24 protein-coding genes and 1 pseudogene are annotated in these 23,025 nt (G+C 71.3%); 10 read left to right on the plus strand and 15 right to left on the minus strand.

Going from position 1 to position 23,025, the window contains the following annotated elements:
- The first annotated feature begins 658 nt into the window (after positions 1 to 658).
- Entirely contained in the window at positions 659 to 1,117 is a 459-nt protein-coding gene (locus AB0C35_RS05345) for an SH3 domain-containing protein (RefSeq protein ID WP_358450885.1), read from the plus strand.
- A gap of 248 nt (positions 1,118 to 1,365) precedes the next feature.
- On the opposite strand, the gene AB0C35_RS05350 is transcribed toward AB0C35_RS05345, so the two are convergent.
- Positions 1,366 to 1,539, minus strand: coding sequence for a hypothetical protein (locus AB0C35_RS05350; RefSeq protein WP_358450887.1), 174 nt, complete (start codon positions 1,537 to 1,539; stop codon positions 1,366 to 1,368).
- A gap of 79 nt (positions 1,540 to 1,618) precedes the next feature.
- Between AB0C35_RS05350 and AB0C35_RS05355 the strand changes: the two are divergent.
- A pseudogene (locus AB0C35_RS05355) lies at positions 1,619 to 1,717 on the plus strand (DUF1905 domain-containing protein); the annotation flags it as partial.
- Entirely contained in the window at positions 1,697 to 1,942 is a 246-nt protein-coding gene (locus AB0C35_RS05360) for a YdeI/OmpD-associated family protein (protein ID WP_358451121.1), read from the plus strand. The pseudogene AB0C35_RS05355 and the gene AB0C35_RS05360, both read left to right, overlap by 21 nt.
- Here the strand turns inward: AB0C35_RS05360 and AB0C35_RS05365 are convergent.
- Both AB0C35_RS05365 and AB0C35_RS05370 read right to left on the minus strand, forming a co-directional pair.
- Positions 1,939 to 3,282, minus strand: a complete 1,344-nt coding sequence (locus AB0C35_RS05365) for a HAMP domain-containing sensor histidine kinase (protein WP_358450889.1) — start codon at positions 3,280 to 3,282, stop codon at positions 1,939 to 1,941. The two genes, AB0C35_RS05360 and AB0C35_RS05365, sit on opposite strands and share 4 nt — an antisense overlap.
- Positions 3,279 to 3,965, minus strand: a complete 687-nt coding sequence (locus AB0C35_RS05370; RefSeq protein WP_358450891.1) for a response regulator transcription factor — start codon at positions 3,963 to 3,965, stop codon at positions 3,279 to 3,281. Before AB0C35_RS05370 ends, AB0C35_RS05365 begins: the two co-directional genes overlap by 4 nt.
- A 27-nt stretch (positions 3,966 to 3,992) precedes the next feature.
- Between AB0C35_RS05370 and AB0C35_RS05375 the strand changes: the two genes are divergently transcribed.
- From AB0C35_RS05375 to AB0C35_RS05390, 4 genes are all read left to right on the plus strand, one after another.
- Entirely contained in the window at positions 3,993 to 4,508 is a 516-nt protein-coding gene (locus AB0C35_RS05375) for a hypothetical protein (RefSeq protein ID WP_358450893.1), read from the plus strand.
- A 147-nt stretch (positions 4,509 to 4,655) separates the two neighbouring features.
- The gene (locus tag AB0C35_RS05380) at positions 4,656 to 5,255 is read left to right on the plus strand and encodes a sulfite oxidase-like oxidoreductase (RefSeq protein ID WP_358450895.1); all 600 of its coding nucleotides are present in this window, start codon (positions 4,656 to 4,658) and stop codon (positions 5,253 to 5,255) included.
- Positions 5,225 to 5,980 (plus strand): ferredoxin reductase, encoded by a 756-nt coding sequence (locus tag AB0C35_RS05385; RefSeq protein ID WP_358450897.1) that lies wholly within the window; start codon positions 5,225 to 5,227, stop codon positions 5,978 to 5,980. The genes AB0C35_RS05380 and AB0C35_RS05385 overlap by 31 nt, the downstream gene beginning before the upstream one ends.
- Before the next feature lies 1 nt (position 5,981).
- The gene (locus AB0C35_RS05390) at positions 5,982 to 6,305 is read left to right on the plus strand and encodes a DUF6510 family protein (protein ID WP_358450899.1); all 324 of its coding nucleotides are present in this window, start codon (positions 5,982 to 5,984) and stop codon (positions 6,303 to 6,305) included.
- Between the two features lie 39 nt (positions 6,306 to 6,344).
- Here AB0C35_RS05390 and AB0C35_RS05395 read toward each other — a convergent pair whose 3' ends face one another.
- A complete protein-coding gene (locus AB0C35_RS05395; protein WP_358450901.1) occupies positions 6,345 to 6,977 on the minus strand; it encodes a PaaI family thioesterase in 633 nt (210 codons plus the stop codon).
- Between the two features lie 98 nt (positions 6,978 to 7,075).
- The gene (locus AB0C35_RS05400; protein ID WP_358450903.1) at positions 7,076 to 8,050 is read right to left on the minus strand and encodes a hypothetical protein; all 975 of its coding nucleotides are present in this window, start codon (positions 8,048 to 8,050) and stop codon (positions 7,076 to 7,078) included.
- 78 nt (positions 8,051 to 8,128) lie between these two features.
- Here AB0C35_RS05400 and AB0C35_RS05405 point away from each other — a divergent pair, with 78 nt between their 5' ends.
- Positions 8,129 to 8,695: a DUF4870 domain-containing protein gene (locus AB0C35_RS05405; protein ID WP_358450904.1), complete on the plus strand. Its 567-nt coding sequence runs from the start codon at positions 8,129 to 8,131 to the stop codon at positions 8,693 to 8,695.
- Between the two features lies 1 nt (position 8,696).
- Here AB0C35_RS05405 and AB0C35_RS05410 read toward each other — a convergent pair whose 3' ends face one another.
- Together AB0C35_RS05410 and AB0C35_RS05415 are read right to left on the minus strand one after the other, a co-directional pair.
- The gene (locus AB0C35_RS05410) at positions 8,697 to 9,521 is read right to left on the minus strand and encodes an LLM class F420-dependent oxidoreductase (RefSeq protein WP_358450906.1); all 825 of its coding nucleotides are present in this window, start codon (positions 9,519 to 9,521) and stop codon (positions 8,697 to 8,699) included.
- A gap of 174 nt (positions 9,522 to 9,695) precedes the next feature.
- Positions 9,696 to 10,379, minus strand: coding sequence for a cyclase family protein (locus AB0C35_RS05415; protein ID WP_358450908.1), 684 nt, complete (start codon positions 10,377 to 10,379; stop codon positions 9,696 to 9,698).
- Positions 10,380 to 10,424: 45 nt separating this feature from the next.
- Between AB0C35_RS05415 and AB0C35_RS05420 the strand changes: the two genes are divergently transcribed.
- Positions 10,425 to 11,252 carry a HipA family kinase gene (locus AB0C35_RS05420; protein ID WP_358450910.1) on the plus strand — a complete coding sequence of 276 codons (828 nt, stop codon included), beginning with the start codon at positions 10,425 to 10,427 and terminating at the stop codon, positions 11,250 to 11,252.
- Entirely contained in the window at positions 11,249 to 11,650 is a 402-nt protein-coding gene (locus AB0C35_RS05425) for a DUF3037 domain-containing protein (protein WP_358450912.1), read from the plus strand. Before AB0C35_RS05420 ends, AB0C35_RS05425 begins: the two co-directional genes overlap by 4 nt.
- Here the strand turns inward: AB0C35_RS05425 and AB0C35_RS05430 are convergent.
- The 8 genes from AB0C35_RS05430 to AB0C35_RS05465 all read right to left on the minus strand — a co-directional run bounded on the left by AB0C35_RS05430 (position 11,647) and on the right by AB0C35_RS05465 (position 22,988).
- The gene (locus AB0C35_RS05430) at positions 11,647 to 12,555 is read right to left on the minus strand and encodes a hypothetical protein (RefSeq protein ID WP_358450914.1); all 909 of its coding nucleotides are present in this window, start codon (positions 12,553 to 12,555) and stop codon (positions 11,647 to 11,649) included. The two genes, AB0C35_RS05425 and AB0C35_RS05430, sit on opposite strands and share 4 nt — an antisense overlap.
- Before the next feature lie 200 nt (positions 12,556 to 12,755).
- Entirely contained in the window at positions 12,756 to 13,742 is a 987-nt protein-coding gene (locus tag AB0C35_RS05435; protein WP_358450916.1) for a hypothetical protein, read from the minus strand.
- A 90-nt stretch (positions 13,743 to 13,832) separates the two neighbouring features.
- A complete protein-coding gene (locus AB0C35_RS05440) occupies positions 13,833 to 14,675 on the minus strand; it encodes a GNAT family N-acetyltransferase (RefSeq protein WP_358451123.1) in 843 nt (280 codons plus the stop codon).
- A 135-nt stretch (positions 14,676 to 14,810) separates the two neighbouring features.
- Positions 14,811 to 16,415 carry an alpha/beta hydrolase gene (locus AB0C35_RS05445; RefSeq protein WP_358450917.1) on the minus strand — a complete coding sequence of 535 codons (1,605 nt, stop codon included), beginning with the start codon at positions 16,413 to 16,415 and terminating at the stop codon, positions 14,811 to 14,813.
- A gap of 177 nt (positions 16,416 to 16,592) precedes the next feature.
- Positions 16,593 to 18,203, minus strand: a complete 1,611-nt coding sequence (locus tag AB0C35_RS05450; RefSeq protein ID WP_358450919.1) for an alpha/beta hydrolase — start codon at positions 18,201 to 18,203, stop codon at positions 16,593 to 16,595.
- 284 nt (positions 18,204 to 18,487) lie between these two features.
- Positions 18,488 to 20,149, minus strand: a complete 1,662-nt coding sequence (locus AB0C35_RS05455; protein WP_358450921.1) for an alpha/beta hydrolase — start codon at positions 20,147 to 20,149, stop codon at positions 18,488 to 18,490.
- A gap of 328 nt (positions 20,150 to 20,477) precedes the next feature.
- Complete coding sequence (gene ispG, locus AB0C35_RS05460) at positions 20,478 to 21,671, minus strand: flavodoxin-dependent (E)-4-hydroxy-3-methylbut-2-enyl-diphosphate synthase (RefSeq protein ID WP_358450923.1); 1,194 nt, start codon at positions 21,669 to 21,671, stop codon at positions 20,478 to 20,480.
- Between the two features lie 117 nt (positions 21,672 to 21,788).
- The gene (locus AB0C35_RS05465; protein ID WP_358450925.1) at positions 21,789 to 22,988 is read right to left on the minus strand and encodes a site-2 protease family protein; all 1,200 of its coding nucleotides are present in this window, start codon (positions 22,986 to 22,988) and stop codon (positions 21,789 to 21,791) included.
- Between the last annotated feature and the right edge of the window lie 37 nt (positions 22,989 to 23,025).

Genomic DNA, 23,025 nt, shown 5'->3' on the forward strand with positions numbered 1-23,025 from the left:
CGGTTCCGTGCCTGCGGCGAGCGCCGCCGAAACGGCCGTGGTTCAGGAAACGCAATCCCGCTGGTGCCCGCACGGAACCAAGTGGAGTTTCTACCTCTACAAGTGCGTTCGGAACCATGGCCACCACCATGGCCACCACAACCACGGTCACCACCACGGTCACCACAACCATGGTCACCACCACGGTCACCACAACCACGGTCACCACCACGGCCATCACCACCACCACGGTCGGTAGAGAAGCGCATTGCGGGCATCCACCGTCTCGTCAGGGTCGGCGGGACGGCGGATGCCACTGCCGGCTCGGGCGGCGTGAGGCACCGGGAAAGTGGCCTCATGGGGTGAGGATGAGCATTGGGTGATCGCGATGTGCTTCCCGGCATAGGGGCAGCCCAAGCTCCCGATGTGACTATCGATGGCGTGCCTGCCGATCACTCTGAGCAAAGTTCGCTTATATGTCAGATCGGCCCCGAAATTCATGCAGTCGAAATATGCCTTATTGGTGGTCTCCTCTCCGCTCTGCTGTAGGACAGGGCTCCCCGCTGACGAGAAGCCGAGCCTGCGGGATGACCAAGAAGAGTCTTCGTTACATTGTGTCAAACTCATGTGACCCTGGGTAGTCATTCGGATGTACGTCAAACTGACCTGGAGGAACAGAATGCAAGTAGGGGTAAAGCTCGGCGCCGGTCTCGCCGCCGCCGCCCTCGCGGGAGGCATGCTGAGCGGGGGTGCGGTCGCCGCCGCCGAGCAGCCGCCGCCGAACCCGGAGACCGCCCAGCCTCAGCAGGAAGAGGAGGGGCACGGGCCGGGTGCGATCGTGGTGGGACCCGAGGGCGCCGCCAAGGCACTGGAGCGGCTCGGGCAGAACCGGCTGCGCAGCCGCTGGTGTCGCGGGCAGGTTCTCCCCGCGAACGGGCTGAACGTCCGCACGGGGCCCGGGCTGGGGTACAGGAAGGTGGGCGCCCTGGCGCACGGAACCCGGGTCAGCACTGACTGGGACACCATCGAGCGCCGGGACGGATATCTATGGGTGAGGATGAAGCCTTACCGCTGGATCGCCGACTACAAGACCGGCCACGGCAACGGTAAGTGGTACGTGAAGTACTACAACTGCTGACGTCCGCGTGTGGAACCGGTGCCCGCTGCCTTACGGGCACCGGTTCCACTTTCGCGGCGTAGAAGTGTTGCGGAAGCCGATGACGCCCTCCGGGACGAGCCTGCGGGAGGGGTGACCAAGCACCTGGCGGCCCGTCGAGTACGGGTGGTTCTGCGAGATGTTCGGGCGGGAGACGGAGCCGTTGTCGTTCGACGAGGACGATCCCGACGCCGGCCTCAGGGGCGAGCCGGGCGCGGCCGGTGCCGGTTTCACGAACCCCAGACGTTGATGATGTACGAGCTGGGCGCGGTGGGGATGTTGCCGCTCGCGCGGATGGCGAGGACGGCGATGAGAGCGGCGACGACGAGGCCGACGACGCCGATGAGGCCGGCGGCCACGTACTGGGAGCGGCGAGGCTCGTACGGGGAGCGGGGGCTCTTCATGCCCGTCAGGCTATGAGCGCACCGAGACGTCTTCTTCGTTGTTAAGGCGGATTTAAGGTCCGGCTATGTCGATCCGTCGGCGGGCCGTTCGACGGTCGCTTCCATGGGAGGCCGGTACATGTTGCCCGTCAGCGCGGAGAACCGTGAGGCCGCCGGTGTGCGGGCGGGTGACGCAATCGACGTCGAGGTGGAGGCGGACACCGAGCCGCGCGAGGTGACCGTCCCGGACGATCTGGCGGAGGCGCTCGCTCAGGACGCTGAGGCAAAGCGGTTCTTCGACGGGCTCTCCTACAGCAAGAAGCGGTGGTTCGCGGAGTCGGTCACCGGCGCCAAGAAGCCCGAGACGCGGCGGCGGCGGGTCGAGCAGGCCGTGACGAAGTTGCGGGAGGGACGCGACCGCTAGGTGCGGGAGTGGCGGCGGCGGACGAGGCGGCGGGAGCGCCGCGCGGGCGGCAGCCACTTGGTCCGGAACCACATCTGCACCTGGGCTCCGCCGAGGACGCTGCGGTGGATGCGCAGGTAGCCGCCCGTGGACTCGGCGGCGCGGCGGGCGATGTCGAGGCCGAGGCCGGTGGATCCGCCGCCGCTGCTGCCCCGCTTCAGTGCGGCGTCCGGGTCGGCGATGCCGGGGCCTCCGTCGGCGACGAGGATGCCGGTGACGCCCTGGCCCTGGTGGAGCGTGACGGCGAAGCCGGTGCCCTCGGACGTGTGCCGGAAGATGTTGCCCAGCAGCGCGTCGACGGCGGCGGCGAGCTCGGTTCCCGGCAGCGGGAGCGGCGCGGGGCCGTCGGCGCCGATCAGCTCGCAGGAGCGGCCCTCGTCCTCGGCGAGGACGGACCAGAACGAGACCCGGTCGCGCAGCACCTTGGCGGCGTCGCAGCTGCCCCGGCCGGTCGGGCGCCGGACGGTGCGGATGATCTGGTCGACCTCGCGCTCGATGCGGTCGACGGCCTCGCGGGTCTGGTCGGCGACCGCGCCGTCCCCGAGGGCCTCGGCGTTGAGGCGGAGCGCGGCGAGCGGCGTGCGCAGCCGGTGCGACAGGTCGGCGGCCATCTCCCGCTCGGCGGACAGGAGCTGGACGACGTGGTCGGCCATCGCGTTGAACGCCAGCCCGGCCTCGATCAGCTCGGGCGGCCCGTCCGGCTCGATGCGCACTGACAGCTCCCCCTCGCCGAACGCGCCGGCGGCCTCGGCGAGCCGGCGGGTGGAGCGGATCATGCGGTTGCCGAGCCGGTCGGCGACGGCGACGGACCCGGCGACGAGCGCGGCGGCGACGGTCGTCATGACGAGCCACGCCTGCCACACGCCGCGCGACAGGTCCTCGTCGGGCAGGAAGACCTCGACGACGGCGGTGCGGCCCGCGTCCAGCGACACCGGCTGCAGCAGCGCGTACCCGCCGTTCACGCGGGCCGTGTAGGCGCGTCCGCGCCGCCCGGCCTCGGTGAGCTGCTCGGGGCGGGCGCTGAACTCGCCGTGCCCGTTCCTCGGGACGAGCCCGCCGTCGGGCATGTGGACGGTCATCCGGCCCGCGGCGCCCGCCTGGGTGCTGGCGACGGCGCGTTCGAGGGCGGCGGGGTCCTCGGTGACGACGAGGACGGGGCCGAGGGCACTGGCCTGCCGTTCGGCGGTGGTGAGGGCGCGGTCCCGGGCGATCTCCCGGACGGTCAGCGCGAGCGGGATCAGGAACGCCAGCGCGACCATCGAGGTGACCGCGAGGGACACCAGGACGAGCGTCTTCCTCATGACCGCGGATCGGGCTCGGCCAGTCGCACCCCGACTCCGCGCACCGTGTGCAGGTAGCGGGGGGCGGCGGCGGTCTCGCCGAGTTTCCGGCGGAGCCAGGACAGGTGGACGTCGATGGTCTGGTCGTCGCCGTAGGCCTGCCGCCACACCTCGGCGAGCAGTTCGCGCCGCGCGACGACCCGTCCGGGGCGGGCGGCCAGGTAGGCCAGCAGGTCGAACTCGCGGCGGGTCAGTTCGAGGTTCTCGCCGTCCAGCAGCGCCTCCCGCCGGTCGAGGTCGATGTGCAGTCCGCCGACGCTGAGCTCGGCGGTCGGCCCGGACCGCGCGGACCTGCGCAGCACCGCCGCGAGCCGGGCGCTGAGGTGTTCGATGGAGAACGGTTTGATGAGGTAGTCGTCGGCGCCGGCGTTCAGCAGCCGGACGATCTCGGGCTCGTCGTCGCGCGCCGTCGCGATGATGACGGGGACGTCGGAGATGCCGCGGAGCATCTTCAGCACTTCCGCGCCGTCGAGGTCGGGCAGCCCGAGGTCGAGGACGACGACGTCGGGAGGCGCCTGTGTGACCTCGCGCAGGGCGTCCATCGCGGTCCCGACGCTGCGCACCACATGTGACCGCACGCTCAGTTCCCTGATCAAGGCGGTCCGGACATTCGCGTCATCCTCGACCACCAGAACACTCGCCATGGCGGAACCGTATGCCACCATGTGCCCATGCGTCGCGCGATGTCGTATGTTGCCCCGTGGGCCGGGGTGACCGCGCTCGCGGTGGCGCTCTCCTGGCTGGGGGTACGCGGCGTCGTCCGCGGCGCGGTGTCGGAAAGGTCGGCGCCGCCGCCGATCGCGGGTCCGATCATCCATTCCAGCCCCCCGGTCCCGACGGCCATCGGCTCGCCGACCTCGCGGCCCAGCCCGCCCGCGGGCGAGGACACGGCGCCGAAGCCGTCCAAGTCCCCGAAGGCGCCGCCGGGCGGGCACGAGAGCGACAGCCCCGCCCCGAAGCCGCCCGACAACGTCCGCAGCTACGCCACGCGCGGCGGACGCGCCGCCATGTCCGTCGAGAAGGACCGCGTGCGGCTGGTGTCGGCGACGCCCAACCCGGGCTACGAGACGCGGGTGACGCAGGCCGACGGATGGCTCCGCGTCGACTTCCTCAACGACAGGCACACCTCGTCGGTCATCGCCACCTGGCACGACACCGACCCGGCGGTGAAGGTCTACGAGTACTGACGCGTGCCCCCGCCCGTGCCGGCGCAGCGCCGTGACCACCGGTTTCGAATCTCACGCCCGCCGGGTAGGAATCGCTCGCCGGCGTCAGCGATCAGCCGCGGGGCCCTCTGCCCCGGGCACACCGGGTTCGAGGGGAAGGTCAGAAATATGCCCATCATTTCTCGCGGGTTCCACGGGCGGCGGCCCGCCGGCGGCCATGACCTGCCGCCGGGCCAGTACGAGACGCACGACTTCCCGGTGCTCTCCGCCGGTCCCACCCCCCATGTGCCCGTGGAGGACTGGGAGTTCACCATCAGTACGGAGAGCGACACCCGGTACACGTGGAACTGGGACGAGCTGACGGCGTTGCCCGCCGAGACGCCCACGGTCGATCTGCACTGCGTGACCAAATGGTCGAAGTTCGAGACACAGTGGCGGGGCGTCCCGCTGGACACGTTGTTCGAGGACGTGGAGACGGCCGCCGACTACGCCCTCGTCCACTCGTACGGCGGCTACACCACGAACCTTCCGCTGGAGGACCTCCTCGACGGAAAGGCATGGATCGCCTACGGATACGACGGCGAGGAACTGGCTCCCGAACACGGCGGCCCGGCACGCCTGCTCGTACCGCACCTCTACCTGTGGAAGTCGGCGAAATGGGTGCGCGGGATCCGGCTCCTGCTCCAGGACGAGCCCGGTTTCTGGGAGAGCGCCGGATACCACGACTACGGAGACCCATGGCGCGAGCAGCGGTACCAAGGCGACTAGGCGGGCGTCTGCTCTGGCACGCCGCCGAACTGCTGGAGCGGCGTGCCGAGTCGGAGACGGCCGCCACGCTGGTGCTCCGCGTCCCGGACTGGCCCGGTCATCTGGCCGGCCAGCATGTGGACGTCCGGCTCACCGCCGAGGACGGCTACAGCACGCAGCGCAGCTACTCGCTCGCGTCCGCCCCGGACGGCGATCGCGTCGAGCTGACCGTGCAGCGCGTGGACGACGGAGAGGTGTCGCCTTACCTCACCGGCGTCCTCATGCCCGGGGATCTCGTGGAGATCCGCGGGCCCGTGGGCGGATGGTTCGTCTGGCGTCCCGAGCAGACCGAGCCGGTTCTGCTGGTGGCGGGCGGCTCCGGGATCGTGCCGCTCATGTCGATGATCCGGACCCGTCAGGCGGCCGGGAGCCGCGTACCGTTCCGGCTGCTGTACTCCGTCCGAAGCCCGGAGGACCGCCTCTACACCGCCGAGCTCCGCAAGGGGTCGCCAGGGCTGGACTCGGCCTACGTCTTCACACGCGGCACACCGGACGGATGGCCGCGCCCGCCGGGGCGGCTCGTCGCAGACGATCTCGTGCGCGACGGCTGGCCCGCCGATTTCGAACCGGCCTGCTATGTCTGCGGGCCGACCGGCTTCGTCGAGAAGGCGGCCGCCCACCTGGTTCTTCTCGGCCACGCCCCGGAGCGCGTCCGGACGGAACGTTTCGGCCCTAGCGGAGGATGACATGGCGACCTTGGAGCCCGGCCCGTCCGGCGATCCGGACCATGCCGAACAAGACCATGCCGAACAGACCCACATCGACGGCAACGCCATGGCGGGCCCGTTGTCGGAGATCTTCGCCGTCGACGTGACCGCGGCCGTCAGCCGCTGCGCCCACTGCGGCCTCACCGGCCCCGTCGCCGGGCTGCGCGTCTACGGCCGCGCACCCGGACTGGTCGCCCGCTGCCAGGGCTGCGGTCACATCGTCCTGCGTCTCGTGCGCGGCCCCGGCACCGTCTGGCTCGACATGCGGGGCACGGTCGCGCTCTCGATCCCCGTGGAGGAATGAGCTTCCGCACCGGCGGCGCACTCCGCGGCCGGACCCGGGTCAGTACTGCGACGTGATGAAACGCTCCGGCATGATGAACATCGCGGTGGCCTCCACCGTGACGCGGCCGTCCGGCCCGGTGATGCTCCCGGACGCGTGGACCTTCCGCCCCTCCACACGGCTGAACCGCGCCTCGACGACGAGCGGGACCCCGAGCGGGGTGGGGCGCCGGTAGCGCAGCTCCAGCGTCGCGGTCATGCCCGGCGTCCCGGAGACGGCCGCGGCCATGCCGAGGGCCTGGTCGAGCACCATCGCGGAGACGCCGCCATGCACGTACGACGGCGGACCCTCGAACAGGGGGCTGAGCGTGAACTCGGCGCGGACGGCGCCGTCCGGGGTGACCTCCAGGTCGACCGGCGGCGCGAAGGGGTTGAGGGTCCCGTTGACGGGGTTGGCCGTGTGCCGCTCCATGATGCCTTCGCTGGACGCGACGTACGGCGGCGCGCCCCTGCGCTCCACCGCGAGCCGGGCGGTCAGCGCCTCGATCTCGTCGGCCACCGCGGCGGCCTCGGCGGCGCCGGCTCCGGTGAGCACGGCCGCCTCGGCCAGCTCACGGACCCGGGCGGCGAGGCCGGCCCGCGCCGTCACCTCGTCGTCCCCCAGCTCCTGCCGTTCCATCGGCATCGCGCTCATGCGGCCCTCCCGTCTGCCGAACGTGATTCTAGGATGCGGGCGCGCATGCGGCGGACGCCGGGGTGGGCACCGGGATGGGCACCGGCGCCACCACCGGGTCAGCTGGGCCGGAGACTGCCGAGGATCTTCTTGATCTGCGCCTTCGGCGCGGCGTCCGGAATCCCCTGGTCGGAGAGCAGGACGAAGACCGTCGTCTTCCCGGGGCCGACGCCCGGGAGGGCGACCGTGTGCACGACCGCCGTCGGTGAATCGCATCGCCCCGTGCTCCTGACGGCGATGTCGGCGCGTACGTGCACGGCCTTCGCCCGTCCGGCCTTCACCGTCTCCGGAGCGCTCAAGGTGATCGAGGGGGCCGGCTTGCCCTCGACGGTGTAGGCGTTCGTCGCCCACTTGTTCGCGGCGTGCTCGGCGACCTCGGCGAGCCCGCCCTCGACGTACTGGTTGAAGCCGGTGTGCGCGCGGGTGTACTCGTCGTCGCCGTCCTTGCAGGAGTCCTCGCGGAACACCGCGGCGGAGCTCATCATCGACCGCTGGCCGTCCTTGACCGCGTCCCATCCGATGAGGGTCGTCGAGGGCAGGATGCGCCACGAGGACGGGACGTCATAGGTCATCCCGTACTTGGCGCTGCTGACGGCCTTCCAGCCCTTCACCTCCGGCGGGACGGTGCTGACCGGTTCCGGTTCCGGCGAGTCGGCCGGGAGGGCCGACACGCCGGTGCCGTCGTCGGCGTCCTGGCTGAGGCCGTAGAACCGGAATCCCGCCCAGGAGAAGATGACCAGCATCGCGACAACGAACGGGCCGAGGAACACCAGCCAGATCTGCCGCCGCCCGGACCGCACCGAACGGCCGCCGACCGGAAACGCGGGCGGGCCGCCCTTGGACGCCGGGACGCCGGGGACCGGGGGCGGCATCTCCGGAAGGGGCGGCGGGCTCGCGGCGGGCGGGGGCGCCGGGGGCGGAGCGGGCGGCGGGTCGTCGCCGGGTGAACCCCACCCCTGCCCTGGCAGGGGGTAAGGGTTCTGCCGTCCCAGGCCGTCGGCGTCCCCGTTTCCGGGACCTTTGTCACCCTTCATGGCCGGTGACGGTAGCGCACCTGCGGCGACGGCCGGCGCCCATATAGATTCCAGCAATACCTAGCGAAGGAAAGGCCAGTGACGGACCAGCCCCCACCACCGCCGCACGATCAGCCGCCGCCGTACTCCGGCCCCTACGGCCAGGGGCCCTACGGCCAAGACCCTTATGGTCAAGGTCCTTATGGTCAAGGTCCCCATGGTCAGCCGCCTTACGGTCAGCCGCCCTACGGTCCGCCTCCCGGAGGCCCCTACGACCCGCGCTGGGGGTACGGGCCGCCGCAGAACCACCCCGGCGAGGAGACCACCTGGGCCGTCTTCGCCTACGTCGGGAACCTCCTGATCGGATTCCTGCCCGCGCTGATCATCTATTTCGTGAAGAAGAACACCTCGCCGTTCGCCCGGTTCCATGCGGCGCAGTCGATGAACCACACGCTCACCCTGCTGATTCATCTCCTCGTGGTGGTGGCCGTCTGCGTCCCGCCGGCCATCATCTTCGAGGCGCCGGCCTTCCTCATCCTGCTCGTCCTCCCGTACCTGGAGCTTCTGATCGCCGGGTGGGTGTTCCTCATCCTCGGCGCGGTGAAGTCGGGCAAGGGGCAGTACTACCGCTTCCCGACGTTCTTCTGCTTCCGGATGATCCGCTGACTCACAGGTGGGAGCGCGCGTACTCGTCCAGCAGCGGCAGGACGGCGTCGCGGCCTCCGGCGGGCACGCGCAGCACGACCTCCTCGATGCCGAGCGAGGCGTAATAGGCGAGCTTCTCCGGGGTGGGCACCGTCCCGAACGGCACGATGGGCACCATGGGCCGTCCCGCCTCCTCGCAGGCGCGCCGGAGCCCGGGCAGCGCCTCGCGGATGCCCGCGCCGCCGATCGGCAGCCACCCGTCGCCGTACTCGGCGATGTGCGCGAACAGCGTGGGACCGGGCGCGCCGCCGAGCAGCACGGGCACCCGCCCGGACGGCTTGGGCCACGACCAGCTCGCGTCGAAGCCGACGAACTCGCCGTGGAAGGACGCCTCCTCGTCCGTCCACAGGGCCCGCATGGCCAGGACGTGCTCGCGGACCATCGCGCGCCGCCGTTTCCAGGGCACGCCGTGGGCGGCGCCCTCCTCCGCGTTCCACCCGTAGCCGATGCCGAGCGCGAACCGCCCCCGCGAGAGCCGGTCCAGCGTCGCGACGGCCTTGGCGGTGACGATCGGGTCGCGCTGCGCGGGCAGCAGGATGCCGGTCCCGAGCGTGATCCGCTCGGTCACCGCGGCGGCCGCGGCGAGGGAGACCAGCGGGTCGAGAGTGCGTGCGTACTCGTCGGGCAGCGCCGCGTCGCCCGTCGGCGGCGCCGTCTCGCGCGACACCGGTATGTGGGTGTGCTCGGGGACGTAGAGGGACGCGAACCCGCGGTCCTCGGCCTCCCCGGCCAGCTCGTGCGGTTCCATCGTCTGGTCGGTCGCGAACATCGTGATGCCCAGCCGCATGCCCGTCACCGTCCGAAGGCGCCGTCGGCCGCGGCTACGAAATCCTCGTTCCCACGCTCGGCGCTGCCCTGCGCCGTCGCCCACGACACCTTCACCGCGACCCTCCGTTCCGACACGTGATCCCCGCCAGTATGGACGCGCCGCCCTGCCGCTCAGATTCAGGTGCCGCTCTGTTCAGATGAGGACGGCGCGGTCGTCCACGCGGGCGACGGCGCGGGCGGGGGCGCCGTCCGCGCCGGAGAGCGCGATCGGGAAGAGCGACACGTCGATCGCGCAGCCCGCCCGCTGCGCCTCGATGACGCGGTCCAGCCCGGTGAGGTTCTCCGCGATCACCGCACCGGCCCCGCAGAGGACGCGGTGCGCGTCCAGGGAGAACTCCTTCGAGCCCGGAGGTGGAGTGCGGTCGACGCTGAGGGCGTCGATGGCCACCGTCCGGACGCCCGCGGCGACGACCGCCTCCGCGGTCTCGGGAGCGAGGAACGGATGGGCCGGATAGTCGCCGGTCCCCCAGTGCCGGGACCAGCCGGTGCCGACGAGCAGGACGACGCCGGGCCCGAGACCGGCCGGCAGCAGGTCCGGGCCGATGGACGTGCGGGGCGGCAGGCCGCGGGCGTCCATGACGACGGCCGGGCCGGTGAAGCGGGTCAGCGGAAGCTCGTCGAGGCGCGGCAGGGCGTCGTCGATGTGGAACGGCGCGTCCACGTGCGTTCCGGACTGCGAGCCCATGTGCAGGCGCAGGACGTTCACGCCGGCCTCGGCGACCGTCAGCGCGGGGACGGCCTCCACCTCCGGATCGCCCGGGTAGACGGGCATGCCCGTGACGATCGGCACCGACAGGTCGAGCAGCTCAACGCCCATACCGCCGATTATCCCGCGTGGACCCGCACCCGGTAGCGTTGCGACGTGTTGCCACATGTGACAGCCATCCGATACGTGACGCCGCTGCGTGAGGGCGGGTCGCTGCCGGGCATCGTCGAGGCCGACGATCTCGGCACCTATGTCATGAAGTTCCATGGCGCCGGGCAGGGACGCAAAGCCCTGATCGCCGAGGTGATCGCGGGTGAGCTCGGGCGCCGGCTCGGCTTCCGGGTCCCCGAGCAGGTGCTCATCGACCTCGACCCGGCCATCGGACGGCACGAGCCCGACCCCGACGTGCAGGACCTGCTGAAGGCCAGCCCCGGCTGGAATCTCGGCGTCGACTTCCTGCCCGGGTCGCTCGGGTTCGACCCGCTGGGATGGAGCCCCGACCCCGGGTTCGCGTCCCGCGTGCTGTGGTTCGACGCGTTCATCGGCAACGTCGACCGGAGCTGGCGCAACCCGAACATGCTCGTCTGGCACGGCGACCTGTGGCTCATCGACCACGGCGCGAGCCTCATCTTCCACCACGCGTGGTCGAACGCGGCGAGGCTGTTCTCCGGGCCGTACGACGTGGACGACCACGTCCTGACGCCGTACGCGACGATGCTGGAGGACGCCGAGGCGGAGCTCGCCCCGAAGATCACCGAGGATCTGCTGCGCGAGGTGACCGGCCTGGTGCCCGACCGCTGGCTGGAGGGAGAGCCCGGGTTCGACGGCCCGCAGGCCCTGCGGGACGCCTACATCGACATCCTGCTGCCGCGCGCCGGCAAGCCGCGTGAATGGCTGCCCGACACCGCCGTCGGCGGCCGCCGGCCCGACACGGCGTCCAAGCGCGGCGGAAACCGTCCCGACTGGCTCGGCGGCGCCCCGTGACCAACATCAGGACGGCGGCGGAGCCCGCGGTGTTCGAGTACGCGGCGCTGCGCGTCGTCCCGCGCGTCGAGCGGGGCGAGATCATGAACGTGGGTGTGGTGGTGTACTGCCGGGCGCTCGACTACCTCGGGTGCCGCATGCATCTGGACGAGCGGCGCCTCCTCGCCCTCGACCCGTCCCTCGACCTGGAGGGCGTGCGGGCGGCGCTCAACGGCGTGGAAGCCGTGTGCTCCGGCGGCGAGCGCGCCGGGCAGGCGGCGCGGGAGACCCGCGGCACGCGCTTCCGGTGGCTGACGGCGCCGCGCAGCACGATCGTCCAGCCCGGCCCGGTGCACGCCGGCCTCACCGGCGACCCCGCCGCCGAACTCGACCGGCTCCTGGACCTGCTGGTCCGCTAGTCCCACTCCCAGCGGATGCCGTGGTAGCCGGCGGCCATGCCGAACTCGATGAAGTGGACGCTGTGGTAGCTGGACATCCGCAGGTCGGCGGAGTCCTTGAGGGCGGTGTGGCCGTCGGGCCGCCACGTCCGGTAGCAGCGGGCGGGCAGCGTGGCCGGATGGAACCGGACCTCGATGAGGAACTCGTGCTGCGGAGTGCGGAAACCGCGGCCCTCCTCGGTCACCGGCGGACCCGTCTCATCGAAGCCGAAGCCGTACTCCAGCAGATACGTCTCGCCGCGGCCGAGCGCACGGTCGAACAGCAGCTCGGCGGCGATGAGGCCGCTCGCCTCGTCCATCCGGACGCGCCCGAACCGGCAGCCGCGCGCGGTGCGCGAGGACGGCAAGATGCCCTGCGGATGATGGTAGACGGCGATCCAGCGGTCGACGCCGCGCTGCTGCGCCTGGAACACCGCCCGGGACCGGACCTCCCGCAGTTCCCGGCGCCGTCCGATGGTGTGCTGGTCGTGCAGGCTGAGGCCGGTGAGCTGCCGCTCGCCGCGGTCGCCGATCTCGTCGAGCAGGTCGCGGATGCCCGGTTCGGGGCACAGCTCCTCGACCGGCAGCCACGGCCCCGCGGACCGCTCGGCGGTCGGCTTCAGCAGCGTGAGCAGCGAATGGCGCGGCAGTTCGAGGATGACTTCGAGGCCGCGGACGGCGCGCATCGAGTCGGCGCGTTCGGGACGGGTCCGGCCGCGCTGCCAATAGCTCAGCGTGGACAGGCTGACGGCGATGCCCTGCTCCTCCAGGCGGCGCCGCAGCGAGTCGAGGCTGAGGCCGCGGGCCTGGATGGCCGCGTGCAAGGCGACGTTGAAAGGACCGTACTGCAGCACCTGTAGGAGATCGTCTTCTGCGACACTCTGCACCGCTGGCCTCCGGATCTGCTCCGGCCGGCCCCCGCATGACGGCCTTGACTACTGCGCTTGCGACTTCAGCGCTCACTGTAAGGCCACGGGGGCCCGATTCCAACCGGCAATTTCCCACAACCACCGGCACCGGCGTCAAGTACCCCTTCCGCCGGCGCGCCTAGCTTCCGTTTCCGCCGGCGCACCTTCCTTCCGTCCCGTCAATGCCACTCCCACTCGATGCCGACGATGCCGCGCCGCACAGCACCGACCGCGATGTTCGCGCTGCCGGACGTGCCGATCCACAGCTCCCCGAGGCGCTGCCGCGGCGCCCGGGAGCTCTCGGCGGTGTAGCCGTAGCAGCGCGCGGGGAGCCGGTCGCCGGCGAACTGGATGATCGCGACATAGTCGTGGACGGGATGGGAGAAGCGCCGGTCGTAGCTGTCGTACGGGGGTTCCCCGACGGGTCCGAGGTCGTACTCGACGACCGCGGTGTCGCCCGCCGACAGGACGCGGTCGAAGACGAGCTCGAACGCCATCAGCCCGCCCTCGGCGCGGATCCGTCCGGGGCGGCAGTAACGCACCTGCGCGAGATCGGCCTTCCCACCGCCCGCCGGGGGCTCGCCGGCGGTCGCGGAGACGCCGCCGGCCGGCCCGGGGACGCCGTCCGGCGGGAGGGCGCCGCTGCCGCCGGACGGCTCGGCACCGCCCGTCTGGTGGACGCACACGACCCGGTCGATGTCGTCGCCCGCCGCGCGCAGAACGGTGCGGACCGACAGGGTCCAGGAACGGCGCGCCTCGTCCAGCCGGTAGACGTCGTGGATGCTGAGCCGTTCGAGCCGGTGGTCCCCGGACCGGTCGAGCTGCCCGACGAGGCCCGCGTAGCGATCCGGGTCGGGCCACAATTCCCGCACCGGGCGGCCGCGTCCGTCGGCGCCCGCAGGGCCGGGCCCCAGGGCGCCGCGGACTGCGGGCCCCGTGGGCGCGGAGTCGTCCAGGAGTTCGGTGAGGGCTCCGGACGGCACCTGGAGGATCTCCTCCAGCGCGACGACCACGTTCCGCGAGCGCGGGCGGCTGCGTCCGCGCTGCCAGTAGCTGAGGGTCGCCACGCTGACGGTCAGGCCGCGCCGGCCGAGCCGGTGCCGGATCCGTTCCAGGGTCAGCCCGCTGGCCTGGATGGCCTGCCGTAATGCCCCGGCGAACTCCACGGCCGGATGGTACCCGTCCGGGAAGATCGATTCATGTATCCGGAGGTACCAGTCACGCATTGACAAGCCGCGCGAAGCGGATGAACCGCCTCAGAACAGGATCGACATGAACGATCCGCGTTCGGTGAAACCGACACGCCGGTAGGCGGCCCGCGCCCGCGTGTTGTAGTCGTTGACGTATAGCGAGACGGTCGGTGCGATGCCGTGCATCGCCTCCCGCACCACCGCGGACATCCCGGCCACCGAGCGCCCCTGGCCCCGCAGGTCGGGCGGAACCCACACGCCCTGCACCTGGCAGACCCGCGGGGTCACGGCGCCGATCTCGGCCTTGAACATGACGCGGCCGTCCTCGATGCGGGCGAACGCGCGGCCGTCGCGGATCAGCTCGGCGACGCGGGCGCGGTAGAGCACTCCCCCGTCGCCGGTGTTGGGCGAGACGCCGACCTCCTCGGTGAACATCGCCACGCAGGCCGGGTAGACGATGTCGAATTCCTCCATCCGGACCCGCCGCACACCGGGGTCGGCGGGCACGTCCGGGATGGCGGAGGTGGCCATGACCGGCTGGTCCGGGCGGACGGCCCGGGGCGCCCCCCAGTACGGCGCGAGGATCTCCCACAGTTCGCCGACGGCCCCGACCGGCCCGACGATGGACGAGCAGCGCCGTCCCTGCGCCCGGGCCCGTTCGGCGAACGCGCGGACCGCCTCCGGCCCCGCCGCGACCGGGATGAGGTTGGCGCCGGAGTAGCACAGCGAGATGAGCCGGCCGTCGCGCAGGTAGCCCCACATCTGGGCACCGAGACGCCGCGGGTCGAGCCCCGCGGCGTGCACGCGGGAACTGACGAACACGTTGGACACCGGATCGGCGTCCAGGATCGCGAGGGCCTCCGCCCGGTGCCGGTCGTCCAGCACGCGCACCGGCATCGATCCGAGCATGCGCACGGTTACCGGCTCCGGGACGGGAACGGCCCCCGTTCGGCCCTCACCACTGACAGCACCACGTGGACAAGCCTATGTCGTCCAGGGTTCCCGCACCTCCGCGGGCTCGGCGATCGCCGGGTCCGGACGGGTTCAGCGGTGCCCGGCCGCGGGCTCCGCGCCGCCCGGCGTCCTGGCCGCGGCGGGCTGCGGCGCGGGCCCCGCCTCGCATCTCGCGTCCGGGCCGGGACGGCTCGCGGGCAGCTCGCCTCCGCCGAGGTAGGCGGCCACGGCCCCGTCGACGCACCGGTCCCCGCCCAGCGTGACGCCGTGGTCGCCGCCGCCGACCTGCACGAGCAGCCGGGACGTGGGGAACCTGCGGTGGGTCTCCAGCGCGCCCGCGTAGGGGGTGGCGGCGTCCTCGGAGGCCTGGACGAGCAGGATCGGCGGGAGCGAGAACGTGCCGTGCACCTCGGGACGCGGCCCGCCGGGCACCGCCCAGAACGCGCACGGGGCGTTGTACCAGGTGTTGCCCCAGGTCTCGAAACGATAGCCCTGCCGGTAGAGGCGCTCACTGTCGGCGTGCCAGCGGCTCCAGTCGCGGGGCCAGGCCGCGTCCCGGCACTCCACGGCGGTGTAGACGGCGTAGCTGTTCTGTTCGAGCCGCCCCGGCGGCCGCCATGCCCTGCGCAGCGGGCCGGGGTCGTGCCGGACGACGTAGGCGGACAGGGCCTTCGCGTGCGCCGCCCATCTCTGGCCGGCGTAGCCGTCGGCGAGGAAGAGGTCGTCCAGTTCGAACGGGCCGATCTTCCCGTCGATCGGCTCGGCCTCGAGCGCGGCCCGGGCCTCGGCGTAGGAGGCGGCGACCTCCCGTTCCGTCGTCCCGAGCCGGTAGGTCTCGTGGTGGCGGGCGATCCACGCGAAGTACACGCGGATGCGCTTCTCGAACGCGACGTTCTGGTCGAGGTTGTTCTCGTACCAGACGCCGCTCGGGCGGACGACGCTGTCGAGCACCATCCGGTGCACCCGCTCGGGGAACATCGTGGCGTACACCGCGCCGAGGTAGCTGCCGTACGAGTAGCCGAAGTAGCTGATCTTCTCCTGGCCGAGGGCCTTGCGGATCTCGTCCATGTCGCGGGCCCAGTCGGCCGTGCCCATGTGCGGGAGGATCGTCCGGTACTTCTCGGCGCAGTCGTCGGCGTACGCCTTGGCCTTGGCCTTCCAGGCCCGCTCTTCCCTCGCGTTCGCGGGAACGGCGTCCGGGCGTGCGCGGCCCGGGTTCTGGTAGCTCGGGTCGCAGATCAGCGCGGGTTCGCTTGCGCCGACCCCGCGCGGGTCGAACCCGATCCAGTCGTAGGACGCGGCGACCTTCTCGGGCAGGGCGCTCTTGAAGACGCCGGGGAGGTCGCGTCCGTGCGCGCCGGGGCCGCCCCGGTTCAGCAGGACCACGCCCTGGGACTCGGGTGCGGTGTGCCGGGCGCGGGTCAGTGCGAGCGTGACCTGCTCGCCGTCCGGGTGGGCGTAGTCGAGCGGCACCCGGATGGACGCGCACTGGAGGCCCCTGAGGCGGGTGCCCTCCACCGGGTCCTTGTCGGGGCAGGGCGTCCAGGCGAGACCGGCGGGCCTCGGGGCGGGCTCGGATCCGTGACGTCCCGCCGCGGCGGCGGGCGCCGCCAGTGCGGCGGCTCCGGCGGCCGCGAGGATGACCGCGGCGGCGGCCGTCCCCGCGGCCGCCCTCTTTCCAGCGTCGTTCAGCACCCAGGATTTCTATCGGAGGGACGCGGTGAATCCGCGCACCCCGGATCGCGCGATTCCGGTCCGAATGCGGACCCGTCCCGCCTAACGCCGTAATGAGCCGACCGGGCGGAACGACTCGTGGCGTGCCCGCCCGCCCCACGAGGGTGGAGCATGGCGGACACGCCGCGATTCAGCGGACTACGGGCGTCCGACCGGAAGGTCCTTGCCCGCGCCGGTCCCGGGGGCGGCCTTCAGCTGCACTGCCGTCGGGTCCGGGTCGTTGAGCGCCGGGACCGCCTTGCAGTAGGCGTCCGGGCCGCGGCGGCCCTCCGGCAGCGCGCCGGTGTCGAGGTAGGCCGCGACCTTGTCGTCCAGGCACGCGTTGCCGTTGAGCGTGTTGGAGTGGGTCTTGCCGCCGACCTCGAACACCAGGCGCGAGGACCGGAAGATCTTGTGCATCTCCAGGCCGCCCGCGACCGGGGTGGCGGCGTCCTTCGTGGACTGGACGAACAGCATGCCCGGCAGGTGCCCGCTGCCCTCCAGCTTCAGCGCCGGACCGCCGTTGAACGGCCAGAAGGCGATCGGCGCGTTGAACCAGACGTTGCCCCACGTCTCGAACGTGTAGCCCTGCCGGTGGAGCTTCGCGGCGTCGTGGTGCCACTTGGCCCAGCTGCGGGGCCACCGCGCGTCCGCGGCCTGGACGGCCAGGTAGACCGCGAAGCCGTTGTCCTCGCCGCCCGGGTTGAGCCAGCCGAGCAGGCCGGACGGGTCCTCGTCGTTGACCCAGGCGGAGAGCGCCTGCGCGAACGGGATGTAGTAGCCGGTGTTGTACCCGGCGCTCAGGATGATGTCGGTCAGCTCGGCCGGGCCGATCTCGCCGCCGATCGGCGACTTCTCCGAGGCGTCGAGCACCTCGTAGTACTTGGCTCGGACGGCCCTCTCGGACGTGCCGAGGTGGTAGATCGAGTCGTACTTGGCGACCCAGGCGAACCAGGCCCGGATGTTGCGCTCGAACGCCTTGTCCTGTTCGAGCTGGGCCTCGTACCAGACGGTCTTCGGGTTGACGATGCCGTCCAGCACCATGCGCTTCACGCGCTTGGGGAAGAGCGTGGCGTAGGTGGCGCCGAAGTAGGTGCCGTAGGAGAAGCCGTACCAGCTGATCTTCTCCTGGCCGAGGGCGGCACGGACGACGTCGACGTCACGCGCGGCGTCGGTGGTGCGCATGTGCGGCAGCATCCACCCGAACTTGTCCTGGCAGTCCTGCGCGTACTTCTTCGACTTGGCGATCCAGGCCAGCTCGTCCCGCCAGTCGTCCGGCACGTAGGCGGGGCGGACCGGATCGTTGATGTGCGGGTCACAGGTGATCGCGGGCTTGCTGGAGCCGACTCCGCGGGGGTCGAAGCCGATGATGTCGTACTTGGCGGCGACGTCGGCGTGGCCGGTGCCGCCGATCCAGCGGGCGAGGGCGGGCGCGTACGCGAGTCCGGAGCCGCCGGGGCCGCCCGGGTTCACGAACAGGACGCCCTGGTAGTTCTCCTCGTCGGTGTGCCTGAAGCGCGACACCGCGATGGAGATCTTGCGCCCGTTCGGGTCGCTGTAGTCGAGGGGCACCTCCACCTGGGCGCATTGGGCGTTGTTCATCGGGTCGTTGGGGCCGCTGACCTCGCATTCGCCCCAGTCGATGCCCTGGGCCGCGATCGCGGCGGCGCCGGCGCCGGCCGGGCCGGTGTCCGCGCTCGCGGGTACGACGGCGCCGGTGCCGCCGGCCGTCACGACCGCCGCGGCCGTGACGAGAACGATCCTTCTCACTGGACCCCCTCAGATCGGCGGCTCCGGACGCCCCGATATCGGGACCGGAGGGGGGAGCGACGCCGATGCATAGCGGATGAGGAATTGCGTGGAGATTGTTGCTGTTTGGCCGCTTATGACGGCAGATCCCGTCGTGACTGGTTGCGAAATCGTGACAAGATCAACGGAACTTCGTGATGTTGCGCGACGTTCGCGCCGGCACCGGCGCCCACGCCGGTCCCGGCGGCATGCCGGAGGCCCCGGGGATCGCTCCCCGGGGCCCCTCGTGCAGGCGGCGGCTTCCGTCAGCGGATGACGTCGGCCTTCAGCCGTGCGGCCTTCGGCGAGACCGTGCCGGTCAGCGTCCTGGCGGACGTCTGCGACGGCGGCACCGGGTCACCGAGCTGCGGGACGTGCACGGTCCGCTTCTCCGGACGCTCTCCGCGCAGGAAGTAGGCGTCGAAGTAGGCGTCCACCTCGGCGGACCCGCGGTGGACGATGCAGTGCGTGCGGTCACCGTCCTGGACGACCATGCGCGAGCCCCGGAGCCGGCTCTGCATGTCCAGCGCGCCCTTGTACGGGGTGGCCGCGTCGTGGGTCGACTGGAACAGCAGGATGTTGTCCGGCAGGTTCCGGGTGTGACCGATGTTCACCGGCTCGCCGGCCTTGGCGGGCCAGGACAGGCACGGCGCGTTGAACCAGGCGTTGCTCCACGTCATGAACGGGTGCCTGCGGTCGATCCGGGAGTTGTCGCGGTACCACTTGCGCCAGCTCTGCGGCCACTGGACGTCGGTGCACTCGGTGGCGAGGTACATCGCGTAGCCGTTGTCGTCGGAGCCGCCGGTGGTCGGCGCCCCGAACGTCCCCGCGAACGTCGCGGTGTCACCGGCCTTGTAGGCGGCGAGCCCGGCGGCGTACGTGTGCCAGACGGCCTGGCTCCGGCGGTAGCCGGCGTTCAGCAGCGTGTCGGTCAGCTCGTCCGGTCCGACGGCGAGCGTCTGCCCGCTGTCGGGGTCGGTGTAGTAGAGCGGCTTCTTCGCCAGCTTGCGGCGCAGGTCGTAGACGAAGTCGCGCACCCGGCGCTGCCCGTCGCCCAGGCCGTACACGGAGTCGTACTCGGCGATCCAGCCGAAGTAGTACTCGATGTTCTCGTCGAACGCGATGTCCTGCTTGAGGTTGAGGTCGTACCAGACGCCGGACGGGCCGACGTTGCCGTCCAGCGCCATCTTGTCGACGCGGTCCGGGTAGACGGTGGCGTAGGCCGAGCCGAGGTAGGTGCCGTACGAGGCGCCGTAGTAGTCGAGCTTGTCGTTGCCCAGCGCCTTGCGGATCGTCTCGATGTCGTGCACGGAGTCGATGGTCTTGACGTGGTCGAGCAGCCCGATCTCGTCGGCCTTCTCGCAGTCCTCCGCGTAGCCCTCGGCCAGCTTCAGCCAGGTCGAGACGGCCTGCCGTTCGCCGTGGCCGTAGTCGGGACGCGGGGCGTTGGTGTAGTTCCGGTCGCAGCTCATCGCCGGGACGCTCATCCCCACTCCGCGCGGGTCGAACCCGATGACGTTGTACGCCTCGCGCATCTCCGGGGAGTTCTGCGCGAACACGCGCGGCCCGAAGAGCGCGCCGCCGCCGCCCGGTCCGCCCGGGTTGACGACGATGTCGCCCTTCGCCTCGCCGTCGCCCGTGTGGGGCGTCTTGGTGAGCTGGAGGGTGATCTTCTTTCCGTGCGGCCTGGCGTGGTCGAGCGGCACCGACAGTTCGGCGCACTGCACGATCTCGGAGACCGGGTACAGGGCGTCGTAGAAGTCGTGCACCGTCTTGACGAAGTCCGCGGGGCAGGTGTGCCAGTTCAGCGGGGCTGGGTTGAAGCCTCCGGCCGGTCCGGCGGAAGGGCTCGCGGCCTGTGCGCTTGTGGCGCCCACACCGGTGAGACCGAGTACGGCCACCGAGGCCACGACGACAATCTTCTTCACATATCCCCCTAACGTGCCGACTCGGTCGAGTCAGACATACGGGTAAATGAGTGAAGATTGTGACGTTGCTCGGCTGAGCCCCGACAGGGCCCATCACGAGTGGATGCGGAATCGTGACAAGATCAGCGGAACTTCGTGATCACCTGGAACGTTCCGCGTCGCGGAGCGCTCACCCGCCGATGCGGTCGATGCCGGCGGTGCGGTCGAAGAGGCCCGTGCATGCGAAAGGGCCCCGGGTTCGTCACCCAGGACCCTCTTCCGTCCCGCAGGCCGCGCAGCCGCCCCTTCCTTGGGACGAGCCGCACTCGGCCTCGCTTCTCTTGCCGCCTCAGCCCACGACGACGTCCGCGCCGGGGCCGGACACCGAACCGTCCTCGCCGATCTCGATGCCCATGTCGTCGGCGATGCGCATGGCCTCCTCGATCAGCGTCTCCACGATCTGCGCCTCGGGCACGGTCTTGATGACCTGTCCCTTGACGAAGATCTGGCCCTTGCCGTTGCCGGACGCGACGCCGAGGTCGGCCTCACGGGCCTCGCCGGGCCCGTTCACCACGCAGCCCATCACCGCGACGCGCAGCGGGACGGGGAAGTCCTTCAGCCCGGCGGTGACCTGCTCGGCGAGCGTGTACACGTCCACCTGCGCCCGCCCGCACGACGGGCAGGACACGATCTCCAGGCCGCGCTGACGCAGCCCCAGCGACTCCAGGATCGCCGTGCCGACCTTGACCTCCTCGACCGGCGGCGCCGAAAGCGACACCCGGATCGTGTCGCCGATCCCGTCGGCGAGCAGCGCGCCGAACGCGACGGCCGACTTGATCGTCCCCTGGAACGCCGGGCCGGCCTCGGTGACGCCGAGGTGCAGCGGGTACTCGCAGGCGGCGGCGAGCTGCCGGTACGCCTCGATCATCACGACGGGGTCGTTGTGCTTGACCGAGATCTTGATGTCGCGGAAGTCGTACTCCTCGAACAGGGAGCACTCCCACAACGCCGACTCCACCATCGCCTCGGGCGTGGCCTTGCCGTACTTCTCCAGCAGCCGCTTGTCCAGCGAGCCGGCGTTCACCCCGATCCGGATCGGCACGCCCGCGGCCGAGGCCGCCTTGGCGATCTCGCCGATCCGGTCGTCGAACTTCTTGATGTTGCCGGGGTTGACCCGGACGGCCGCGCAGCCCGCGTCGATCGCCGCGAACACGTACTTCGGCTGGAAGTGGATGTCGGCGATGACCGGGATCGGTGACTTTCTCGCGATCGCCGGCAGCGCGTCGGCGTCGTCCTGCGACGGCACCGCCACCCGCACGATCTGGCAGCCCGACGTGGCCAGCTCCGCGATCTGCTGCAGCGTGGAGTTCACGTCGGCGGTGAGCGTCGTGGTCATGGACTGCACCGACACGGGGGCGTCGCCGCCCACCGGCACGCTCCCGACCATGATCTGCCGGGACTTGCGGCGTGCCGCGATGGGACCCCGCGCCTCCTGACCGTCACCGTCGCCGCGGACGCTCGGAATTCCCAGTGAAACGCTCATCCCTCTCCTCTTGCTTGCCGGCCCCGGTACAAAGCCTAAGCGCCCCGTGCCGCTGAGGTGACGGCGCCCGGCAATCAATAGTGTGACCTTCCGACCACGGTCCGTAAACGTTTTGGGTCATTCCGGTAGCTGGAGCGGATTGAACAGGTCGGCGAGGATCAGCAGCACCCCGAATCCCACGAGCAACAGGACGACGAGGTATGTCAAGGGCAGGAGCTTGGTCATATCGACGGTGCCCGGATCCGGACGGCCGCGGATTCGGTTGACGCCCGCGCGGGCCCGCTCGTAGCCGACCACCGCGAGATGCCCGCCGTCCAGCGGCAGCAGGGGCAGGACGTTGAGCGCTCCGAGGAAGATGTTCAGCGACACGACCAGCGAGAGGAACAGGGCGATCTTGTCCCGGGCGGAGGTGTCGGAGGCGAAGATCTGGCCGGACACGTCGGTCGCGCCGACCACGCTGCCGACCTGCCCGCCGGGCGTGCTCTCCCGCTCGGGCGAGAACAGCTTCGGGATCGCCGACGGCACGTCCACCGCGACCTCGCCGACGGCGGCGAGGATCCGTCCGGTGCCGTTGGCGGCGAACACCGCCGCGTTCAGCGGCCCGGTCCGCTCGTACCCGGCGCCGACGACCTTCGCGGACATGCCGACGAACGGTTCCCCGTCCACGTTCGCGAGCTTCACCGGCAGCGTCAGCGGCTCCTCCGCGCCGGGCCGCCGCACCACGAGCCGCACCGCCTGCCCCGGTTCCGCCCGGTCGATCGCCCGGGTGAGGCCGTCCCAGTCGGCGACCGGCGTGCCGTCGAACGCGATGACGCGGTCCCCGGCGCGCAGCCCCGCCTGCGCGGCGGGCGAAGGCGGCCTGCCCTCGCCGCAGCCCACCCGTGCCCCGGCGGGCACGCAGGGGGTGACCTCGTCGACCGTGCTGGTCACGGTGCCGGGTTCGCGGACGCCGATCGTCATGGCCATCACCATGAGGAGCAGGAACGCGAACAGGAAGTTGGCGGCGATGCCCGCCCCGATGACGACCGCGCGGCGCGAGGCCGGCTGACGGTAGAACGCCCGGGAACGGTCCGCCGCGTCGATTTCCTCCAGCGGCGTGTAGCCCACGATCTTGACGAAGCCGCCCAGCGGGATCGCCTTGACGCCGTACTCGGTCTCGCCCCGGCGCGTCGACCACAGGGTCGGACCGAAACCCACGAAGTACTGCGTCGCCTTCATCCCGAACCGCTTGGCAGTCAGCAGGTGCCCGGCCTCGTGCAGCATCACCGACGCCAGCAGCGCGACAACGAACGCCACCGCGCCGAGGAGGAAGGCCATCCCGGTCCCCTTGGGGTTCGTCCCGGGGCGGGCCCCG

Source organism: Spirillospora sp. NPDC048819 (assembly GCF_040650055.1).
Classification (GTDB): Bacteria; Actinomycetota; Actinomycetes; order Streptosporangiales; family Streptosporangiaceae; genus Spirillospora.

Coding starts and splice junctions, on each gene's coding strand:
- AB0C35_RS05365 (WP_358450889.1), bottom strand. CDS start 3,282: ATGAGGAAGACGCTCGTCCTGGTGTCCCTCGCGGTCACCTCGATGGTC.
- AB0C35_RS05350 (WP_358450887.1), bottom strand. CDS start 1,539: ATGAAGAGCCCCCGCTCCCCGTACGAGCCTCGCCGCTCCCAGTACGTG.
- AB0C35_RS05375 (WP_358450893.1), top strand. CDS start 3,993: ATGCGTCGCGCGATGTCGTATGTTGCCCCGTGGGCCGGGGTGACCGCG.
- AB0C35_RS05400 (WP_358450903.1), bottom strand. CDS start 8,050: ATGAAGGGTGACAAAGGTCCCGGAAACGGGGACGCCGACGGCCTGGGA.
- AB0C35_RS05440 (WP_358451123.1), bottom strand. CDS start 14,675: ATGCTCGGATCGATGCCGGTGCGCGTGCTGGACGACCGGCACCGGGCG.
- AB0C35_RS05385 (WP_358450897.1), top strand. CDS start 5,225: ATGGCGCGAGCAGCGGTACCAAGGCGACTAGGCGGGCGTCTGCTCTGG.
- AB0C35_RS05345 (WP_358450885.1), top strand. CDS start 659: ATGCAAGTAGGGGTAAAGCTCGGCGCCGGTCTCGCCGCCGCCGCCCTC.
- AB0C35_RS05390 (WP_358450899.1), top strand. CDS start 5,982: ATGGCGACCTTGGAGCCCGGCCCGTCCGGCGATCCGGACCATGCCGAA.
- AB0C35_RS05415 (WP_358450908.1), bottom strand. CDS start 10,379: ATGGGCGTTGAGCTGCTCGACCTGTCGGTGCCGATCGTCACGGGCATG.
- AB0C35_RS05370 (WP_358450891.1), bottom strand. CDS start 3,965: ATGGCGAGTGTTCTGGTGGTCGAGGATGACGCGAATGTCCGGACCGCC.
- AB0C35_RS05410 (WP_358450906.1), bottom strand. CDS start 9,521: ATGCGGCTGGGCATCACGATGTTCGCGACCGACCAGACGATGGAACCG.
- AB0C35_RS05395 (WP_358450901.1), bottom strand. CDS start 6,977: ATGAGCGCGATGCCGATGGAACGGCAGGAGCTGGGGGACGACGAGGTG.
- ispG (WP_358450923.1), bottom strand. CDS start 21,671: ATGAGCGTTTCACTGGGAATTCCGAGCGTCCGCGGCGACGGTGACGGT.
- AB0C35_RS05465 (WP_358450925.1), bottom strand. CDS start 22,988: ATGGCCTTCCTCCTCGGCGCGGTGGCGTTCGTTGTCGCGCTGCTGGCG.
- AB0C35_RS05380 (WP_358450895.1), top strand. CDS start 4,656: ATGCCCATCATTTCTCGCGGGTTCCACGGGCGGCGGCCCGCCGGCGGC.